Below are 17,998 nucleotides of genomic sequence, written 5' to 3'. Positions count from 1 at the left end.
CGGGGGCTGTCTGTGCTTCCTGGGAAACATTCTGCGGAGCATGGGAAAAATCCATCGAAATGGGTCCCACGATAAAAAATATAGAGACACCCGCCCCAGTATGAAAGCTCCCGCCGAGGAAATACTGAAATCAGTATTTTAGGCGGGAGGGATCACAGTTGCAGGGGAAAGTAGAGATCTGCGGAGTCAACACCTCCAAACTGAAGGTACTGAAAAACGAGGAGACCATGGAACTGCTCCGGCGCACGAAGGGGGGGGACATGAACGCCAGGGAGCAGCTCATCGCGGGCAATTTGCGGCTGGTGCTGTCGGTCATTCAGAAATTCGACCGCCGGGGAGAAAACGCCGACGATCTCTTTCAGGTGGGGTGCATCGGCCTCATCAAGGCCATCGACAACTTCAACATTGATTTGGATGTGCGGTTTTCCACTTACGGAGTGCCTATGATCGTGGGGGAGATCCGCCGTTATCTCCGGGACAACAGCGCCATGCGGGTGTCCCGCTCCATGCGGGACACGGCGTATAAGGTCCTTCAGGCCAAGGAAAAATTCATCGCGCAGAACCAGCGGGAACCCACCATTGAGGAGATCGCCAAGATGCTGGAGGCCAAGCGGGAGGATGTGGTCTTTGCCCTGGAGGCCATCACCGACCCGGTGAGCCTCTACGAGCCGGTCTACTCCGACAACGGCGATGCGGTGTGCGTGATGGATCAGGTCAAGGATGGCCGCAACACCGACGAGAGCTGGCTCAACCGCATCGCGCTGAAGGACGCGGTGGACAAGCTGCCCGAGCGGGAAAAGCGCATCCTGGCCCTGCGGTTCTTTCAGGGCAAGACCCAGATGGAGGTCTCCGCTGAGGTCGGGATCTCCCAGGCCCAGGTCTCACGGCTGGAAAAGAGCGCGCTGGAGCAGATCCGGAAGAATATTTAACAAAAAAACAGCCTTTCCGCCAGGGTACGGAAAGGCTGTTTTCTAGGGAAGCCGGGCCTGAAGCTCGTCGGACAGGCGGGCGAACTCCGCTATACTCAGCCGCTCCCCCCGCACGTCGGCGGGGAGGCCCGCCCGGTCGATGCACTCCCGCAGTTCCTCTTTGGAGAGGGGAAAGGCGGAGGAGAGGGCGTTTAAAAGGGTTTTCCGCCGCTGGGAGAAGGCCCCGGCGATCACCCGGAAAAAGAATTCTTCATCGTGGACGCAGGCGGGCGCGGGGTGGGGCGTCAGGCGCAGTACGGCGGAGGTGACCTTGGGGGCAGGGAGGAAACACTCCTTGGGCACATCGAAAAGCAGCTCGGTGTCGGCGTGGTACTGGCAGAAGATGGAGAAGGCGCCGTAGTTCCCCTTTCCGGGGGCAGAACAGATCCGCTGGGCCACCTCCTTTTGGACCAGCACGGTGATGGCGGCAAAGAGGCCGCTCTCCAGCAGGGCGGTGAGCACCGGCGTGGTGATGTTGTAGGGGAGGTTGGCACAGACCAGCGGGGTGAGGCCGTGGAAGTGCTCGGCCGCCAGGGCGGCCAGATCCAGCTTCATCACATCCGCGGAGATGACGGAGACGTTGGGACAATCGGCCAGCGTCTCCGTCAGGATGGGAAGCAGCGACCGGTCCAGCTCCACTGCCACCACCTTGTCCGCCCGCCGGGCCAGATTTGCGGTGAGGGGGCCGATGCCGGGGCCGATCTCCAGTACGCCGGTGCCCGGCCCCGCGCCGGAGGCCTCCACCACATCCCGGGGGACCCAGCTCTCAATGAGAAAGTTTTGCCCCATGGACCGGGAGAAGCGAAAGCCGTGCCGGGCCAGCAGGGCTTTGATGTCGTTGATGTTGTAAAAATCCATATGAGCACCTCGTCAGCGGAATGGGCCGGAAAAGCGCCGGCAGGAAAACGTCGGAAAATCAGTATATCAGTTTTCCCGAAAAAAGGCAAACCCAATCAAAAGGCCGGACAAGACGCAGGCGTTTCGCCTGCCGTCTTATCCGGCCAACACACCGTTCAAACCCCGCATGAACGGGGTCTTGCAAGAACAGGATTATTGTATCAATTTTGCGGAAAATGTCAAGCGGGAGTTTGAAGGTGCGGCGGATCATTTCAGCGCCGCCGTCACCGGCCGATCCAGGGTGAACCTTCGGCTCTGAAGCATCTCCAGGGTCAGGGTACTGTGGGGATAGCCTGTCATCAGGCAGGTCTCCTCAAAGTAGCCCTCCGGAGTTTGGAAGGTGGCGCCGCCGATCTGATCTATCCCGCCCGCGGAGCTCTGCATGCTGTCAAAGCTCCACTCGCTGCCGTCGGGGCCCCAGCAGGTCCAGCCCGCCAGCTGATAGGCGTGCAGGTCGGTATCGGAGTCACCCTCGAGGGTGCGTCCGTAGAGGACCACCGCCGTGTTGGTTCCCCGGCGGACGGCGCCGCCCAGCAGAATGCCCTCGGGGAGGGGATCCTTGGTGGTCCCGGTGTCCAGATCTACCGTAACAAAGCGCTGATCTTTGTCCAGCCACTGCCCGCCGGTAATGTAGAGGTTCAGATGGCGGGAGTTCCAGAAAAAGCTGCTCTCCTGGTAGAAGGCGCCCATGGCGGGGCTGTTCGTGGTGCCGGAGGCGGTAATGCCGTTGGTGATGGGGTCGTTGCGCCGCCCGGTCTCATCCTCAATGTAGAAGTCCAGGGACTTGAGCCAGGCGGTGTTGGCCGGGTCGCCCTCCAGCTCCACCCGCAGGTTGGTGGGGTAGATCTCCACGGTTTTCAGCAGAATGCGCTGCCCGTCCAGCTCTACCCACTCATTGAGGTCGTAGGAGAGACCCTGGGAGCGGTATTCCTCGTTCAGCTCCAGATCAAAGGAAAAGGTGAACAGCGCCTCGGGCGTGGCAGGCTTTTCCCAGGGGTCGTATTCTTCCACGGGAACGTCCGGCTCCGGCCCCTGTTCCGTGCCGTTTTCCAGATGCTCGATCCGATAGAGAAAGCGCAGTGCCGGGGGCGTTTGGGACAGCTCTCCGCCGTCTCCGAAGGAGACAGAGACCTGGTGGATCTCCCCGGAGGCCTCCGCCAGTCCGCCGCCGGAGTAGGAGCAGGAGAGGCGCTCCCCGGCCGGATCCCGAAGCTCCGGCGAGCCGGAGAGGGAGGAGAAGTCTCCGGTAAAGTGGTAGAAGATGTTGACCTGCTTTTTGTCCAGGATAAGGTAGTCCACCGTCATGGTCAGGCCGTTGACCGTCTGGCTCTGCCCTACCGGCTGGACATAGTCGTTCTCCACCGCAGCTTTCAGGCTGGAGGAGAGGGCCACGGCGGCAGCCATCTCCTTGAGAATTGGGATGCGCCCGCAGGCCAGCGCAAAGGGGAGCGACAGGTTCACCGCCAGGGCGAAGGCGGCGGCTGCTCCGCCCAGGGAGGCCAGGACCGCGCCCCAGTCCCGGCCCAAGCGGCGGCGGTGAGCCCGTTTCCGGGCACGGCCCACACAGCTGTCCAGGGCGGGAGGAAGCGGGGTTTCATTCCATGCTTCCAACAGCTTTTCGTATTCTTCTCTGCGTTCCATCAAAATCCCTCCTCTTCCAGATCAAGCCGGAGCAGAGCAAACCCCTTCCGTTGGCGGGTGGAGACCGTCCCGGGCGGGATGCCCAGGCTCTCGGCGGTCTCGGCCAGGGTCAGGCCGGTAAAATACCGCAGGACGATGACCGCCCGCACCTCGTCGGGGAGGCGCTCCACCGCCGTACGCAGGGGGAGCGGGTCATAGTCCTCGGCGGCGGGCTCCGGCAGGTCCTCCCGGGCGGTTTCCCGCTTGCGGCGTCGCAGCTCGTCGCAGCAGACATTCATCAAAATGCGGGTCATCCAGGTGGAGAAGAACTCCGGCTGACGGAGCTTCTTCCGATTCAGAAATCCCCGGTAGACCGTCTCGGCCACCGCCTCGGCGGCGGGAGCCTCCCCGCCCAGATACAGCAGGGCGGTGCGGTACAGCCGGGGCTGGAGCGCCTCGGCCCGTTGAGCGAATTCCGCTTCCTCCAAAGTCATCGCCTCCCTCTCTTTGCCCGTTAGACGGGTTTGACACCCGATTTCATTTTCCAGTTTCACAATTATTTTTCAAAAGAAAAGCCTCCGGACAGGGGGGAAGCCTGTCCGGAGGCAGAAAAGAAGGCTCATTCACATTTCCCGGCGGCCCTCCAGGGCCCGGCCAAGGGTGGCATCGTCGGCAAATTCCAGCTGGCCGCCCACGGGAACTCCGTAGGCCAGCCGGGTCACCCGGACGCCGAAGGGCTTGAGCAGCCGGGAGAGGTACATGGCGGTGGCCTCTCCCTCGGTGGTGGGGTTGGTGGCCATGATGACCTCCCGGATGTCTCCGGTTGACACACGATCCAGCAGCTCCTTGATGTGCAGATCGTCGGGGCCCACATGATTCATGGGGGAGATCACCCCGTGGAGCACGTGGTAGCGCCCGGCATATTCCCGGGAGCGCTCCAGCGCCACCACATCCTTGGGATCGGCCACCACGCAGATGGTGGACTCATCCCGCTTGGAGCTGGCACAGATGGGGCAGGGCCCCTCTCCCTCTGTGAAGTTGCGGCACACCGGGCACAGGGCGATGGAGCCTTTGGCGGAGACAATGGCGTCGGCAAAGGCGCGCGCCTCCTCGTCCGGGAGGCCCAGCACGAAAAAAGCCAGCCGCTGGGCGGACTTTTTGCCCACGCCGGGCAGGCGGGCGAACTGTTCCACCAGTGCTTCGAGAGCGGGGGGAAAGTATTCCATGTCTGTCTCCTCCGCTCAGCCCCGGAGGGCGGCGATGGCGGCGGGGATGTCCGCCGCACCGTAGACGGCGGAGCCGGCCACCAGCACGTCGGCCCCGGCGGCCACACAGCTTCCGGCGGTCTGGGTGTTGACACCGCCGTCCACTTCCAGGTGGCAGGCAGGGCAGTAGCGGTCGATATAGGTTCGGATGGCGGCGATCTTGGGGAGCTGGTCGGCCATGAAGGACTGCCCGCCGAAGCCGGGCTCCACCGTCATCACCAATACCAGATCGATCCCCCGCTGCAGGTAGGGGATCACCGCCTCGGCCGCGGTGATGGGGCGCAGGACGATGCCCTTCTGGACCCCCAGGTCCTCCATCCGGTCCAGGGCGGCGTGGAGCGCGGGGGGCATGTCGGCCTCCAGGTGGATGGACAGGAGGTCGGCCCCCGCCTTGGCGAAGGCGTCCACATACCGGCCGGGCTTCTCCACCATCAGGTGGGTGTCCAGGAACATGCCGGTGTGCTTACGGATAGACTGGACCACCGGCACGCCGATGGAGATGTTGGGGACGAACATGCCGTCCATCACATCCACATGGAGCCAGTCGGCGGAGGAGACCTTCTGAATGTCCCGCTCCAGGTTGCAGAAATCGGCAGAGAGAATGGAGGGTGCGATCTTGACCATGAGAACCGTCCTTTCGTGGCAACAGAAAAATGTTGGCGCCAAGCCGGTGACCGGGAAGAGTCCCCGGACATAGGATACACCAAGCGGATGACCGATGGGTCGCCGCCGGTCTCCCCAGAGCTCGCTCGCCCCACGGAGCCGGCCCCGGCGGATCGGATGCGTCGGCTCCGCATGATATAGCCGCTGGCCGGGGCCTGTGCCCCGACCGGCGGCAATGGCTATCTGGAGAAGGTCAGAAACCGGTGGTGTCGATCTCCCGGGCGGCGTAGCCCGCCGCCTGCATGGCGGCCATGATCTGGTGCTTATGGTCGTGGCCGAAGGCCTCCAGGGTGACCTTGAGCTCCACGCCGGCCTGCCGGTTGAGGTTGACGAACTGGTTGTGCTCCAGCTTGATGATGTTGCCGTTTTCACAGGCCACGATGTCGGCCACCCGCAGCAGCTCGCCGGGGCGGTCGGGGAGGATCACCGAGAAGGTGAACACCCGTCCGCGGCCCATCAGTCCGTGCTGGACCAGAGAGGAGACGGTGATGACGTCCATATTGCCGCCGGAGAGGACAGGCACCACGTTCTTGCCCTCGGCCTTCAGGTGGCTCAGCGCGGCCACCGTGAGGAGGCCGGCGTTTTCCACGATCATCTTGTGCTTTTCCATCATGTCCAGGAAGGCGTCCACCAGCTCGCTGTCGTCAATGGTGAGGATCTCATCTACGTTTTCCTGAACGAAGGGGAAGACCAGATCACCGGGGGTCTTGACGGCCACACCGTCGGCGATGGTGTCCACCCGGGGGAGAGTGACCACCTTGCCCGCCTGACGGCTGGCGTACATGCTGGCCGCCCCGGTGGGTTCCACGCCGATGACCTTCACCTTGGGATTGAGAAGCTTGGCCAGCGTGGACACGCCGGCGGCCAGTCCGCCGCCGCCGATGGGGATGAGGATGATGTCCACATCGGGCAGATCGGAGAAGATCTCATAGGAGATCGTGCCCTGGCCGGTGGCCACGGTAAGATCGTTGAAGGGGGGGATATAGGTGTAGCCCTTTTCCTCCACCAGGCGCTGGGCCTCGGCAGCGGCGTCGTCGAAGGTCTCGCCGTGGAGGATGACGGTGGCTCCGTAGTCCTTGGTGTTGTTGACCTTTACCAGCGGAGTGGTGGTGGGCATGACGATGGTGGCGGCCACCCCGGCATGCTGGGCGGCGTAGGCCACGCCCTGGGCGTGGTTTCCGGCGGAAGCGGTGATGAGTCCTTTGGATTTCTGTTCCTCGGAGAGGGTGCTGATCTTAAAATAGGCGCCGCGGAGCTTGTAGGCGCCGGTAATCTGCATATTTTCCGGCTTCAGATAGACGTGGTTGCCGGTCGCCTTGGAAAAAGCAGGGCTGGGGACCAGGTGGGTGGGGGCGATCACACCGTCCAAAAACTTTCGGGCGGCTTTGAAATCTTCCAGGGTCATCATGGGGACCATCTTCTTTCCGTTGGTATTTCTCACTATGATATATTTTTTCCTGCTGAAAGTCAACGCCGGAGCGGAGAAAAATAAGAACAAACGAGAAAACGCAAACTTTTAAAGGAAGTGTGAATTCCACCCGGTTTCCTTGACAGGGGAAAACGGAGAAGGTAAAATGATTTGCGGGGTGTCGGCCCCGGACAGGAGGAAGTGCCGTGGCAAAGGTGGTCAAACGCTCTCCCGCCCCGCTCTATCTGGCGGCGGCGGTGTGGGTGGTCTGGGCGCTGTTCTTTCCGCTTTACAAGCTTACCCACTTTCTCCTCGTCATTGCCGTCTCCTTCGGCGCGGCTCTGGCGGGGAAAAAGCTCTTTCCGGACAAGGTGTTTGAGATGCCGGATCCTGTGGAGCCGGAGACCACCGGGAATCCCCAGCTGGACGCCCTGAGCGCCGAGCGGGACAGGGCGCTGGCCGAAATGCGCCGGCTCAACGACAACATCCCCGGGGAGAAGATCTCCGCCCAGATCGACCGGCTGGAGGAAGACACCCGAAAGATCATCACCCATGTGGTCTCCCACCCTGAAAAACTGGGTCAGATCCGCAAGTTTATGAACTACTATCTCCCCACCACGCTGAAGCTGCTCAATGCGTATGACCGCATGGGCGAGGCCGGGGTGTCAGGAGCGAACATCAACGGGGCCCGGGGCAAGATCGAGACTATGATGGACACCATCGTCTCGGCTTTTGACAAGCAGCTTGACGCCCTCTTTGCCGATGAGGCGCTGGACATCTCCACCGACATCACCGTGATGGAGAATCTGCTCAAACAGGAGGGGCTGCAGGAGGAGAAGCCCTTCTCCATGGGCGGCTGAATACGAGGAAAACAAGGGGCGCGCCCTGAAGGCGGCCCGGGAAAGGATGTAGCTGTATGTCTGAGAACACTGAGTTTATGCCGGAACTGACCCTGACCCCCAATGAGGGCGCTGCGGCGCAGGCCGCGGCGCCGGAAGCTCCCGGCCTGACCCTGGAGCCCACCGCCTCGGAGACCGCCGTTCAGCAGGCCGATCAGGCCGCCCGGGATGCCAACGCCGTCAAGCTCGACGAGTCTATGCTCTCTGAGCCGGAGCGGAAGATGGTGGATGACTTTGCCCAGAAGATCGACATCCGGGACTCCAACGTGGTGCTCCAGTACGGCGCGGCCGCCCAGAAGAACATCGCGGGCTTTTCCGAGAGTGCCCTCAGCAAGGTCCGTACCAAGGATCTGGGGGAGGTGGGCGACGCTCTGGCCGGACTGGTGGGGGAACTCCAGAACTTCGGTCAGCAGGAGGAGAAGGGGGGCATCCTCGGCTTCTTCCAGAAGAAGAAAAACGACATCCGGGCCATGAAGGCCCAGTACAGCAAGGCGGAGACCAACGTCAACCAGATCGTGGAGGTCCTGGAGGGCCACCAGGTGACCCTGATGAAGGACGTGGCCATGCTGGACCAGATGTATGAGCTGAATACCAAGTACTACAAGGAGCTCACCATGTACATTCTGGCGGGCAAAAAGAAGCTGGAGGCTACCCGGGCCGGAGAGCTGGAGGAGCTGCGGAAAAAGGCCACTGCCTCCGGCAAGCAGGAGGATGCCCAGGCCTACAACGACCTGGCCAACCTGTGCGGCCGCTTTGAGAAGAAGCTCCATGACTTGGAGCTGACCCGCATGGTCTCCATCCAGATGGGGCCCCAGGTGCGGCTCATCCAGAACAATGATGCCCTCATGCTGGAGAAGCTCCAGTCCTCTCTGGTGAACACCATTCCCCTCTGGAAGAGCCAGATGGTGCTGGCTCTGGGCATGGAGAATTCCCGTCAGGCCACCGCGGCCCAGAGTGCCGTCACCAACATGACCAACGACCTGCTCCGGAAGAACGCCGACCTTCTCAAGATGGGCACCATCAAGACCGCCCGGGAGGCTGAAAAGAGCGTGGTGAGCATCGAGGCCCTCCAGCACACCAACCAGCAGCTGATCTCCACCCTGGATGAGATGATGAAGATCCAGACAGAGGGCGCCCAAAAGCGCAAGGAGGCCGAGGCGGAGCTGGGGCGCATCGAGGGCGAGCTGAAAAAGAAGCTGCTGGAATTGAGAGGTTAAACCGGCCGCTGTTTTAATGGAAAGGGGGTCTCCCCGTGAGCTTTTTCAAATCCCGGAAGGGCGGGGCAGTCGTGCTGGCCGCCGCCGTCCTCTTCGGCGCCTTTTTCGGTTCTCACCGTTCCCTGGCGGCGGTGCGGAACGACGCATGGAACGTCTGTGTGAACGGAGCCAACGGCGACGGCCGCTCGGTGAGCAACGATCTGTTCACCCGGTTCAATACCGCCAGCAACCTCTGCTCCGTGGCGGAACGGTATCCCGACGCGCCGGGGGTCCGGGAACAGGCAGAGAGGCTCCAGACGTTCCTGATGGACCCCATTGCCCCCGAAGAGGCGGAGCGCTATGGGACGATCGACACCGAGGCAAGGGCGCTCATTGAAAAGCTGGAGGCGGCACAGCTGTCGGAACAGGATGCGAAATACGTTTCCGGCTTCCGGGCCCAGCTGGATTCCCTGGAATTTACCATCGCCCACGACCCATACAACAACTTGGCGGAGGAGTTCAACACCCGCGTCCTGGGCGGCTTTCCCGCCAGCCTGATAGGGCCGCTGACCGGCGTGAAAGAACTGCCCATCTACCGCTGAGGAGAGACGATATGAAAAAAATTGTATCCGCCCTGACGGCACTGGCGCTGGGAACACTGCTGACGGTTCCCGCCCTTGCTATCGTGGACGCCCCCGCCAACACCTATGTGGGGGACTATGCCGACGTCCTCTCGGCGGAGACCGAGCGGCATATCATTGACCAGAACGACAAGCTCAGCCGGGCCACCGGCGGCGCCGTCGTGGTGGTCACAGTGGACTTTATGGACGGCATGGACTCCGCCGACTACGCCTATGAGTGCTTCAACACCTGGGGCATCGGCGACAAGGAGCGAAACAACGGTCTGCTGCTGGTCTATGCGGTCGGGGAGAACAAGGTCCGGGCTCTCCAGGGCAGCGGCATCGAGGACTCCCTTACCTCCGCCAAGCTGGAGAACATGCTGGAGGACTGTTTTTACGACGACTATGACGCCGGGAAGTACGACTCGGCCACCCTGGCTTTCTTCGACGCTGCCTACGACTGGTATGACAGCTACTACGGCGGGATCGACGCCGCACTTCAAAGCGGCGTGGTAGCGGATCCGGCTCCCGTTCAGGGGGGGGCTTACGGTCCCGGGCCGGAGCATGGCTACTATGAGTCCTACCATCCGGGGGCCGGAATGTTTAAGACGATGTTCCTTATTATCCTGATCGTAGTGGTGCTGGTGGCGCTGGATGCCGCCCGGTATGGCCGTTATCGCCGGCGCTATCTGGGACCGGGGATGCCCCCGCCCCCCATCTACTGTCCCATTTTCTTTGGACGTCCCCATCGTCATTATCATCATCCGCCTCATGACCACTGGGACGACCACCGCGGGGGCCCTGGCGGCTTTGGCGGCGGGTTCGGCGGCGGCTTCGGCGGCGGAAGCAGCAGAGGCGGCGGTGCGGGCCGGGGCGGTGGTTCTTTCGGCGGCGGGTTCGGCGGCTTCGGTGGCGGCGGATTTTCCGGCGGCGGTTTTGGGGGCGGCGGCTCCCGGGGCGGCGGCGCGGGTCGCTGACCACTGATCGCGTTTCAGAGGGAAATGAGGAGAAAACATGGGATTTAACCGATTTGAAGCGAAGATGGCGGCGAAAAACAGTATGCGCCGGACTCGGCCGAATCCGCTTTGGGTGACGCTGGTGTTCATCCTGCTGACCACTGCCGTGAATGGGATCACACTGCGCATCGTGGGTGACCCCTTCGTGGAGGCCATGCAGTACCTTGCCTGGGGCTATGACTGGGAAGAAGTTTTTCAATACGTCTTTTTACGGGATATGGGCAGCGTGGGTATTTTCTCTGTCCTCCAGCTGCTTCTGGCGCTGTACGGGGCTGTCATGAGCTTTGGCTATACCTCCTACACGCTGCGTCTGGCACGGAATGAACAGCCCGGTTACCGCAACCTCTTTGACGGATTTGCCAAAGTGGGAAGAGTGCTGTGGATGAACATCCTGATCTGGGTGTTTGTTTCCCTGTGGGAGCTGCTGGCTATGATCCCGGGAGCCATCCTCCTGACTGTGGGAATTTTGCAGGAAAACGAGGTCCTGCTCACCGTGAGCGTCGTGCTTTATGTGGCGGCGGGGGTCGTGGGGGTGATGGTATCCTATCGGTACCGTCTGGCCTGCTATTTCCTGCTGGACGATCCGGAATGCACGGCCCGTCAGGCCATTTCCAGAAGTAAGATCACCATGCGGGGCTGGAAGATGGAGCTCTTTGTTTTGGATCTGTCCTTTTTGGGGTGGCTTCTCCTGGGCGCCTGCACCATGGGGGTGCTCTACGTGTGGGTCTCTCCCTACATGGGGGCGGCGGAGGCCAATTTCTACGATTTTGTCTCCGCGGGTGCCCAGCGGCAAAACGGCGGATATGCCGGACCCAATTATGACAACTTTTCGAATGACGGGCCAAAACCCTTCTGACAAACCGAAAAGCGCCCCTGACGGCTCAGAACCGTCAGGGGCGCTTTTTTAAAAACCATCCAGCCAAGCCAGGGCGGCGGAGAGCGGATCGGCGGGAAGGTCACCGTAGTAGGACAGGGTCAGGAGGGTATTTCCACGGCGCAGCCGGTAGCCGCCGTGTTCGGCGGTATTGCCGGTAAACTGCCAGGTATCGCCCCGGCCCGGTACCGCCACCATGTTGGAAGGCGGTGTGCCGAAGGCCCAGTCCGCCAGGACGGGGGAGACCCAGGTTTGCGCTTCCACGGTGACGGAGGCCGGATATCCGATTTTGGAGTCGCCCATGTCCGGTCTGGGGAAAAACTCTTCCCACTTGACATGGCTGCCCAGCAGAGTGTCGGCCCGTGTCTCATTGATCACCCGGGTGTCTGCCAGAACGGGGGAGGGGGGCAGACGTCCGGGGAACGCATTTCGGACCGGGCTGTGGAGAAGTATGCACAGAAGGAGGAGAGCCAGGCACCCGGCAGTGCACAGCACCCGCCGAAACAGTCTGGAATTGTCCCGATAGAGAGAAATGCTGATGGCGCAGCCGATGAGAAGCCCGATGACGTTGGAAAGAGAGATCGCGCCATTGAGCAGCGCGTCCGGAAGCAGAAGCAGGAGCATCAGGCTCAGGGAGAATTCGCCCAGCAGCTTGAGTTTTCCCCACGCTCCGGCCGTTCGGGAAGTGGGAACCGGGAGCTGCCGGCCGTCCTTCACTGCCTGCCGCCAGCGCAGCAGCCTGCCGGCCAGCAGAGCCAGGTAGGCCAGTCCGCCCGCCAGCCAGAAGGGGAGGCAAAACAGAATGAGGGAGGAGGTAAGGCTGGAGGAGAGCAAACCGGCTGCGATCTCCTGTGGGGACACGTTGGCGCTGGAGGGGAGAAGAAGCAGGGGCAGGAGGATCAGGGGCGTGACCACAAAGGCAATCACCCCGCCCAGCGCCATCCGCCGCAGGGCTTTTTGGCGGAAGCGCCGGTATTCCAGCTCCGAGTCGGTCTGGATGGGAGCGGGGGAGGTCCCCGGCCGGGAGGCATAAAGATTGAGATAGTCCACAGTCTGTACCGGCTCCCATCCGGCGTCCGAGCAGAGCTGGAGGTAGTCGCTTGTCTCCAGGTATTTTGGGTCGGCCCAGTCCAGAAAATAGGACAGGTCCGTACGCTCGGTGCGGCGGAATCTGGCAAACAGACCAAAATAGATATGTACCAGTTCCCAGCCGTCTTCGGCCATGCGGTTCAGCCATGCCTGCGCCGCCCTGTGGTCGATGATCAGATAACAGAAGAGCTTCCAGCAGGTCTCCTTCAAGAGAATTCCTCCTTTTCCAAAGCGTCGGCCCCGTCTGCCACCTGACGGCGGAGCCGGTCGTACTCGTCGCGCAGGATCCGTCTGCCCTCGCCGGTGAACAGATAATACTTCCGCCCTTCCCGGGTGTCGGTGAGGGCGATGAGTCCTTCCTCCTCAAATCGGGCCAGCAAGGCGTACAGAGTGCCCGCGCCAATATTCACCCGGCCGCCGGTGCGCTGGGAGACGTCCTGCATGATGCCATAGCCGTGGCGGGGTTCTCCTGCCAGGGAGAGGAGGATGTAGTACATCTGCTCCGTGAGGGTCTCCAGCTTTTTGCGCGCCACGTTTCTGCCTCCTTCTTTGCCAATCATTTCTGCCCTTAAATATATCGATATTCGATATCCGTCAAGGGGAAAAAACTCCCGCCGCGAAACCTGTGTTTCGCGGCGGGAGTTTGACTCGGCGCTGATTACTCCAGTACGGCGCCCCGGGCGGCGGAGGTGACCAGCTTGGCATAGCGGGACAGGTAGCCGGCGGTGATCCTGGGGGCGGGGCAGACCCAGGCGGCCTTCCGGGCGGCCAGGGTGGACTCGTCCACCTTCAGCTCAATGGAGTGGTTGGGTATGTCGATGGAGATGAGATCGCCCTCCTCCACAAAGGCGATGGGACCGCCCAGCGCGGCTTCAGGGGAGACGTGGCCGATGGAGGCTCCCCGGGTGGCGCCGGAGAAGCGGCCGTCGGTGATGAGCGCCACCTCTTTGTCCAGACCCATGCCGGCGATGGCCGAGGTGGGGTTGAGCATTTCCCGCATGCCGGGGCCGCCCTTGGGCCCCTCGTAGCGGATGACCACCACGTCCCCGGCGACGATCTTCCCGCCATAGATGGCGGCGATGGCGTCCTCCTCACTGTCAAAAACCCGGGCGGGGCCGGTGTGGACCATCATCTCGGGCGCCACGGCGGACTGCTTCACCACGCACCCCTCGGGGGCCAGAGAGCCTTTCAGGACAGCGATCCCGCCGTAGGGGGAATAGGGGTTGTCGATGGGCCGGATGAGGTGCTCGTCCAGGTTCTCCACCCCCTCCAGATTTTCCGCCACCGTCTTGCCGGTGACGGTGAGGAGGGAGGTGTCCAGCAGGTCCTTTTTGGTCAGCTCCTTCATCACCGCGTACACGCCGCCTGCCCGGTCCAGATCCTCGATGTAGGTGTCCCCGGCGGGGGCCAGGTGGCAGAGGTTGGGGGTCTGAGAGCTGATCTGGTTGGCGTAGTCAAAGGAGAGCTCGATCCCGCACTCGTGGGCGATGGCGGGGAGATGGAGCATGGAGTTGGTGGAGCAGCCCAGGGCCATATCCAGCGTCTCGGCGTTATGGAAGGCGGCCTCGGTCATGATGTCCCGGGGGCGGATGTCCTTCTCCACCAGCTCCATGATCTTCATGCCGGTGTGCTTGGCCAGCCGAAGCCGGGCGGAGTAAACGGCGGGGATGGTGCCGTTGCCCCGGAGGGCCATACCGATGCCCTCGGTGAGGCAGTTCATGGAGTTGGCCGTGTACATGCCGGAGCAGGAGCCGCAGGAGGGGCAGGCGTTCTGCTCATACTCCTCCAGGCCGTCCTCATCCAGCTTTCCAGCCTTGTAGGCGCCCACTGCCTCAAACATGTGGGACAGGCAGGTACGCCGGCCGTCCCGCAGGGTGCCCGCCAGCATGGGTCCGCCGGAGACGAAGATGGCGGGGATGTTCAGCCGGGCGGCGGCCATGAGAAGGCCGGGGACATTTTTGTCGCAGTTGGGGATCATGACTAGGCCGTCAAACTGGTGAGCCAGCGCCATGGCCTCGGTGGAGTCGGCGATGAGCTCCCGGGTCACCAGGGAGTATTTCATGCCCACGTGGCCCATGGCGATGCCGTCGCACACAGCGATGGCGGGGAACTCCACCGGCGTTCCGCCCGCCAGCCGGATGCCCGCCTTCACCGCCTCGGCGATCTTGTCCAGATTCATGTGGCCGGGGACGATCTCGCTCTGGGAGCAGACTACTCCGATGAGGGGGCGCTCCAGCTCTTCCTTGGTATAGCCCAGGGCGTAGAAAAGGGAGCGGTTGGGGGCGCGCTCGGCGCCCCGGGTCACGTTGTCGCTGCGCATCAAAACTTCCTCCTTGAAAATGTGTCTGAACACACTTGAATTGTCTGACAATATACTATATGATAGAAGAAACAATGTCAAGGAAAAGAGGCGGACCGATGGAGAAAAAAAGTTTGTCCCAGAGAACGGCGGATCAGCTGTACAGCCGGATCGTGGCCGAGGGGCGCTTTTCCCCGGGGGAGAAGCTGCCCGGGGAGGTGGAGCTGGCGGGGGAGCTGGGGGTGAGCCGCGCCACGCTGCGGGAGGCGCTGCGTACCCTTGCCGCCCAGGGCGTGGTGGAGATCCGCCGGGGAAAAGGGGCCTTTGTCTCCCGTGAGGTGGAGGAGCGGGGGGATTTCGGATTCGGCGCGCTGGCCCGGGAGCGGGTGCAGCTGCGGGATCTCTTTGAACTGCGGCGCATTTTTGAGCCGGAGGTGGCCCGTCTGGCCTGCCGCCGGGCCACCCCGGAGGAGCTGGCGGAGATCGTGGCCCGGGGGGAGGCGGTGAACCGGTGCATTCTGGCGGAGGAGGACCGGACCCAGGCTGATCAGGACTTCCACACCGCCATCGTCCGGGCGGCCCACAACGAGTTTTTTTCCCGCCTGATGCCCGTCATCAGCCAGGCTGTGTCGGGGGCCATCACCTCCGGCGGGCACGCCCGGGAGCTGGCGGAGGACACCCTGCGGGACCACGCCCTTTTGCTGGACTTTTTCCGGAAGCGGGATGAGGCCGGGGCGGGTTATGCCATGGCCATCCACATGCGCCACGCGGTGGACGTGATGGATCTGGGGGAAAATTAAGACCTCAAGGCACTGGGGGCAAAGGACTCTACCGCCAGTCGGTTGACGCCGGAGGGCGGGATGGGTTACCCTGGCGTGGAAAAGGAGGCTGTGAAATGGAATCCATTGACAAGGGGCGTTTCGGCGCGTTTGTCAGCGCGCTGCGAAAAGAGGAGGGACTGACACAGAAGGAGCTTGCCCAGCGTCTTTTCGTCTCCGACAAGGCGGTGAGCAAGTGGGAGCGGGGACTGAGCATGCCGGACGTGGAGCTGCTGCTCCCGTTGGGAGAGGCCCTGGGGGTGAGCGTCACAGAGCTCCTCTCCGGGCAGCGGATGCCCAGGGAGGAACCGTGGAAAGTGGACGCGGTGGACCGGCTGGTGGCCGGAACAGTGGAGCTGTCCGCACAGGAACGGAAGGCGCGGGAAGCGGCGCGGCGGCGTCGAAGTCTGGCCTATCTGCTCTGCGGAGCAGTGGGGCTGGGGGAAGTGTGTCTGCTGGTGATTTGGGGAGCGCAGTGGGCGGAGCTGGCGGAGAATGTGCTGCTGGTGGAGGGGCTGAGCCTTCTCTTCGGCGCATGGCTGTGCTTTTTTGCCCCTGATACCCTGCCCGCCTATTATGATGAAAATCGGATCAGTTTTTACGGAGACGGGGTTTTTCGCATGAATCTGGCGGGGATCCGGCTCAACAACAGCAACTGGCCCCACATTCTGCGGGGAATGCGGCTGTGGCTTCTGGGGGCGTCAGTGCTGTTTCCGGCGGCCTGGTGGGCTGCGGAAGAGCTCTTCCCCGCGCGGCCTCTTGCAGTGGATCTCACGCTGAAGCTGACTGCCATGGTGGGACTTTTCCTGCCGGCTTATTTTGCCGGGAAACGGTACGAATAACGCGGGGCTTGTATTTGGGGCTGCGCGGCGGCAGAAAATATGATATCCTCATAAACAGACAGCTTTTTCCGTTTCTTTATCAAACGGAAAAAGCTGTCTTGCTCATTTTTTATACGAGGAAGAGACAATGAAGCGGATTTTTTACACCGAGGCGGCCTATCTGCTGGGGCTGCTCATCCTGGCGTCGGGAACGACCCTCATGGCGGCGGCGGATTTTGGGGTTTCCATGGTGGCGGCGCCGGCTTATGTGTTCTACCGGAAGCTGTCGCTGATTTTTCCGTGGTTCACTTTCGGCATGGCGGAGTATCTGTTTCAGGCGGTGGTGCTCCTGCTGCTGGCTGCGGTCATGGGTCGATTTCGCGGGGCCTACCTTTTTTCCTTTGTCACGACGGTGGCGTACGGCCTGTTTCTGGACACCGCGATGAGACTTACCGCCCCCATTCCCGTGAGCGGCTGGGCAGCCCGGGGAGGCTGCTATCTGCTGGGAATGCTCCTGTGTGCCCTGGGGGTGACTCTGCTGTTCCATACCTATTTTCCTCCGGCGGCCTATGAACTTGCCGTCAAAGAACTCACGCGCAAGACAGGGCTGAAGATGCACCGGATCAAGACGGTCTACGACTGCGTCAGCTGCGGAGCGGCGGTGATCCTGTCCTTTGTCTTTTTCGGCGCGGGACAGTTTGTCAGGGTCCGGTGGGGGACCGTTCTCTGCGCGCTGGTGAATGGGTGGCTCATCGGGCGGTGCACCGCTTTTCTGGAGGAGCACTGGGAATTTCAGGACGGCCTGGAGCTGCGGGCATGGTTTTCCTGAGGGGAGAACTCAGGGCTCAAGACCGGGGCGAAGCCGGGCCATGAGGTATTCATCCACATAGCGGCCTCCCCGCACAGTGGCCATTCGCTTGAGGCCCTCTTTTTGAAAACCCAGGGACTCATACAGCCGAATGGCCCCTTCATTGTCGGAGAACACCTCCAATTCCACCCGCACCAGCATGAGCCAGTGATCGGCCAGATCCAGGATCTCATTCAGAAGGGCGTCGCCCGCCTCTACCGGACGAATGATCCATTCCATGTGAGACGATCTCCTCTGTTTTTGGAAAAGTATAGCATAAAGGGGAAAAGAGCACAAGAGCGGGGGCCGGTTCCGGCCGTTCTGCTGTCATAACCGTATCGGCGTGCGTTTGCGTGGCTCCAAGACAGACGGCTGTGCAGGAGAGGATCATAAATGGCCGATGGAGAACGCCGCTGCATTTGATTGGACCGCGGGGAGATCAATGATCGTTATTCCGGCAGCAGGAAGGGCCGGCATCAAATTCGCAGCAGCGAGAGTTGGCTGTACTCCGGCTGAAAAGCACGTCTGGAGACTGTCGAAAAAGTGGCTTTGCCGCTTTTTCGAGCAGGATGCAGCCCGTTGCGCGCACGCATGGTCCGCCGTAGGCGGACCATGCGCACACTGACGGGCTGAGAGGTGTTTCCTGTCACGTACACGCCGCGGCAGAAAACAGATCCACCTTTTTCGCGCCTGCGGGC

At 62.0% G+C, this 17,998-nt stretch carries 19 protein-coding genes and 1 pseudogene; 9 read left to right on the top strand and 11 right to left on the bottom strand.

The genetic code is table 11. The annotated features are described in order from the left end of the window. Positions 1 to 158: 158 nt before the first annotated feature. On the top strand, positions 159 to 929 hold the full coding sequence (gene sigG / locus ACQRD3_RS06360) for an RNA polymerase sporulation sigma factor SigG (RefSeq protein ID WP_427780491.1): 771 nt from the start codon (positions 159 to 161) through the stop codon (positions 927 to 929). 42 nt (positions 930 to 971) lie between these two features. On the opposite strand, the gene rsmA is transcribed toward sigG, so the two are convergent. From rsmA to ilvA, 6 genes are all read right to left on the bottom strand, one after another. After that, a complete protein-coding gene (gene rsmA / locus ACQRD3_RS06355) occupies positions 972 to 1,826 on the bottom strand; it encodes a 16S rRNA (adenine(1518)-N(6)/adenine(1519)-N(6))-dimethyltransferase RsmA (RefSeq protein WP_080907891.1) in 855 nt (284 codons plus the stop codon). A 246-nt stretch (positions 1,827 to 2,072) separates the two neighbouring features. Further along, on the bottom strand, positions 2,073 to 3,506 hold the full coding sequence (locus ACQRD3_RS06350) for a DUF4179 domain-containing protein (protein ID WP_427780488.1): 1,434 nt from the start codon (positions 3,504 to 3,506) through the stop codon (positions 2,073 to 2,075). Continuing rightward, complete coding sequence (locus tag ACQRD3_RS06345; RefSeq protein ID WP_427780486.1) at positions 3,506 to 3,973, bottom strand: sigma-70 family RNA polymerase sigma factor; 468 nt, start codon at positions 3,971 to 3,973, stop codon at positions 3,506 to 3,508. The genes ACQRD3_RS06350 and ACQRD3_RS06345 overlap by 1 nt, the downstream gene beginning before the upstream one ends. Before the next feature lie 135 nt (positions 3,974 to 4,108). Further along, positions 4,109 to 4,711 (bottom strand): recombination mediator RecR, encoded by a 603-nt coding sequence (gene recR / locus ACQRD3_RS06340; protein WP_427780485.1) that lies wholly within the window; start codon positions 4,709 to 4,711, stop codon positions 4,109 to 4,111. 15 nt (positions 4,712 to 4,726) lie between these two features. Then, positions 4,727 to 5,374, bottom strand: coding sequence for a ribulose-phosphate 3-epimerase (gene rpe / locus ACQRD3_RS06335; protein WP_080907895.1), 648 nt, complete (start codon positions 5,372 to 5,374; stop codon positions 4,727 to 4,729). A 232-nt stretch (positions 5,375 to 5,606) separates the two neighbouring features. Continuing rightward, positions 5,607 to 6,821, bottom strand: a complete 1,215-nt coding sequence (gene ilvA / locus ACQRD3_RS06330) for a threonine ammonia-lyase (RefSeq protein ID WP_427780543.1) — start codon at positions 6,819 to 6,821, stop codon at positions 5,607 to 5,609. Between the two features lie 206 nt (positions 6,822 to 7,027). On the opposite strand from ilvA, the gene ACQRD3_RS06325 reads away from it, so the two are divergent. Genes ACQRD3_RS06325 through ACQRD3_RS06305 form a run of 5 tightly spaced genes read left to right on the top strand, consistent with a single transcriptional unit; the run spans position 7,028 to position 11,408 of the window. Then, positions 7,028 to 7,681 carry a 5-bromo-4-chloroindolyl phosphate hydrolysis family protein gene (locus ACQRD3_RS06325; protein WP_080907897.1) on the top strand — a complete coding sequence of 218 codons (654 nt, stop codon included), beginning with the start codon at positions 7,028 to 7,030 and terminating at the stop codon, positions 7,679 to 7,681. Positions 7,682 to 7,737: 56 nt separating this feature from the next. Next, positions 7,738 to 8,937, top strand: a complete 1,200-nt coding sequence (locus ACQRD3_RS06320) for a toxic anion resistance protein (protein WP_080907898.1) — start codon at positions 7,738 to 7,740, stop codon at positions 8,935 to 8,937. Between the two features lie 35 nt (positions 8,938 to 8,972). Then, positions 8,973 to 9,518 carry a hypothetical protein gene (locus ACQRD3_RS06315; protein WP_080907899.1) on the top strand — a complete coding sequence of 182 codons (546 nt, stop codon included), beginning with the start codon at positions 8,973 to 8,975 and terminating at the stop codon, positions 9,516 to 9,518. 11 nt (positions 9,519 to 9,529) lie between these two features. Further along, positions 9,530 to 10,513: a TPM domain-containing protein gene (locus ACQRD3_RS06310; RefSeq protein WP_427780482.1), complete on the top strand. Its 984-nt coding sequence runs from the start codon at positions 9,530 to 9,532 to the stop codon at positions 10,511 to 10,513. A 37-nt stretch (positions 10,514 to 10,550) separates the two neighbouring features. After that, positions 10,551 to 11,408, top strand: a complete 858-nt coding sequence (locus ACQRD3_RS06305) for a DUF975 family protein (RefSeq protein WP_080907901.1) — start codon at positions 10,551 to 10,553, stop codon at positions 11,406 to 11,408. Between the two features lie 48 nt (positions 11,409 to 11,456). Here ACQRD3_RS06305 and ACQRD3_RS06300 read toward each other — a convergent pair whose 3' ends face one another. The 3 genes from ACQRD3_RS06300 to ilvD all read right to left on the bottom strand — a co-directional run bounded on the left by ACQRD3_RS06300 (position 11,457) and on the right by ilvD (position 14,835). Further along, positions 11,457 to 12,725: a DUF2812 domain-containing protein gene (locus tag ACQRD3_RS06300; protein ID WP_427780480.1), complete on the bottom strand. Its 1,269-nt coding sequence runs from the start codon at positions 12,723 to 12,725 to the stop codon at positions 11,457 to 11,459. Beyond that, on the bottom strand, positions 12,722 to 13,048 hold the full coding sequence (locus ACQRD3_RS06295; protein ID WP_080907903.1) for a helix-turn-helix transcriptional regulator: 327 nt from the start codon (positions 13,046 to 13,048) through the stop codon (positions 12,722 to 12,724). The genes ACQRD3_RS06300 and ACQRD3_RS06295 overlap by 4 nt, the downstream gene beginning before the upstream one ends. 125 nt (positions 13,049 to 13,173) lie before the next feature. Further along, positions 13,174 to 14,835 carry a dihydroxy-acid dehydratase gene (gene ilvD / locus ACQRD3_RS06290; protein WP_427780478.1) on the bottom strand — a complete coding sequence of 554 codons (1,662 nt, stop codon included), beginning with the start codon at positions 14,833 to 14,835 and terminating at the stop codon, positions 13,174 to 13,176. A gap of 98 nt (positions 14,836 to 14,933) precedes the next feature. Here ilvD and ACQRD3_RS06285 point away from each other — a divergent pair, with 98 nt between their 5' ends. The 3 genes from ACQRD3_RS06285 (at position 14,934) to ACQRD3_RS06275 (ending at position 17,282) form a co-directional block, all read left to right on the top strand. After that, positions 14,934 to 15,614: a FadR/GntR family transcriptional regulator gene (locus tag ACQRD3_RS06285; RefSeq protein WP_427780476.1), complete on the top strand. Its 681-nt coding sequence runs from the start codon at positions 14,934 to 14,936 to the stop codon at positions 15,612 to 15,614. Between the two features lie 95 nt (positions 15,615 to 15,709). Then, positions 15,710 to 16,474, top strand: a complete 765-nt coding sequence (locus ACQRD3_RS06280) for a helix-turn-helix domain-containing protein (protein ID WP_427780475.1) — start codon at positions 15,710 to 15,712, stop codon at positions 16,472 to 16,474. A gap of 127 nt (positions 16,475 to 16,601) precedes the next feature. After that, the gene (locus tag ACQRD3_RS06275) at positions 16,602 to 17,282 is read left to right on the top strand and encodes a DUF6198 family protein (RefSeq protein ID WP_427780473.1); all 681 of its coding nucleotides are present in this window, start codon (positions 16,602 to 16,604) and stop codon (positions 17,280 to 17,282) included. Between the two features lie 9 nt (positions 17,283 to 17,291). Here ACQRD3_RS06275 and ACQRD3_RS06270 read toward each other — a convergent pair. Beyond that, positions 17,292 to 17,510, bottom strand: a pseudogene (locus tag ACQRD3_RS06270) (GNAT family N-acetyltransferase); the annotation flags it as partial. Positions 17,511 to 17,776: 266 nt separating this feature from the next. Then, positions 17,777 to 17,998, bottom strand: a 222-nt coding sequence (locus ACQRD3_RS06265; protein WP_427780471.1) for a hypothetical protein, incomplete at its 5' end; no start/stop codon positions are given.

The sequence above is a fragment of the Candidatus Pseudoscillospira sp. SGI.172 genome (genome assembly GCF_050313575.1).
Taxonomy (GTDB): Bacteria; Bacillota; Clostridia; order Oscillospirales; family Oscillospiraceae; genus Vermiculatibacterium.
This window is presented reverse-complemented; position numbering and strand designations above follow the sequence as displayed.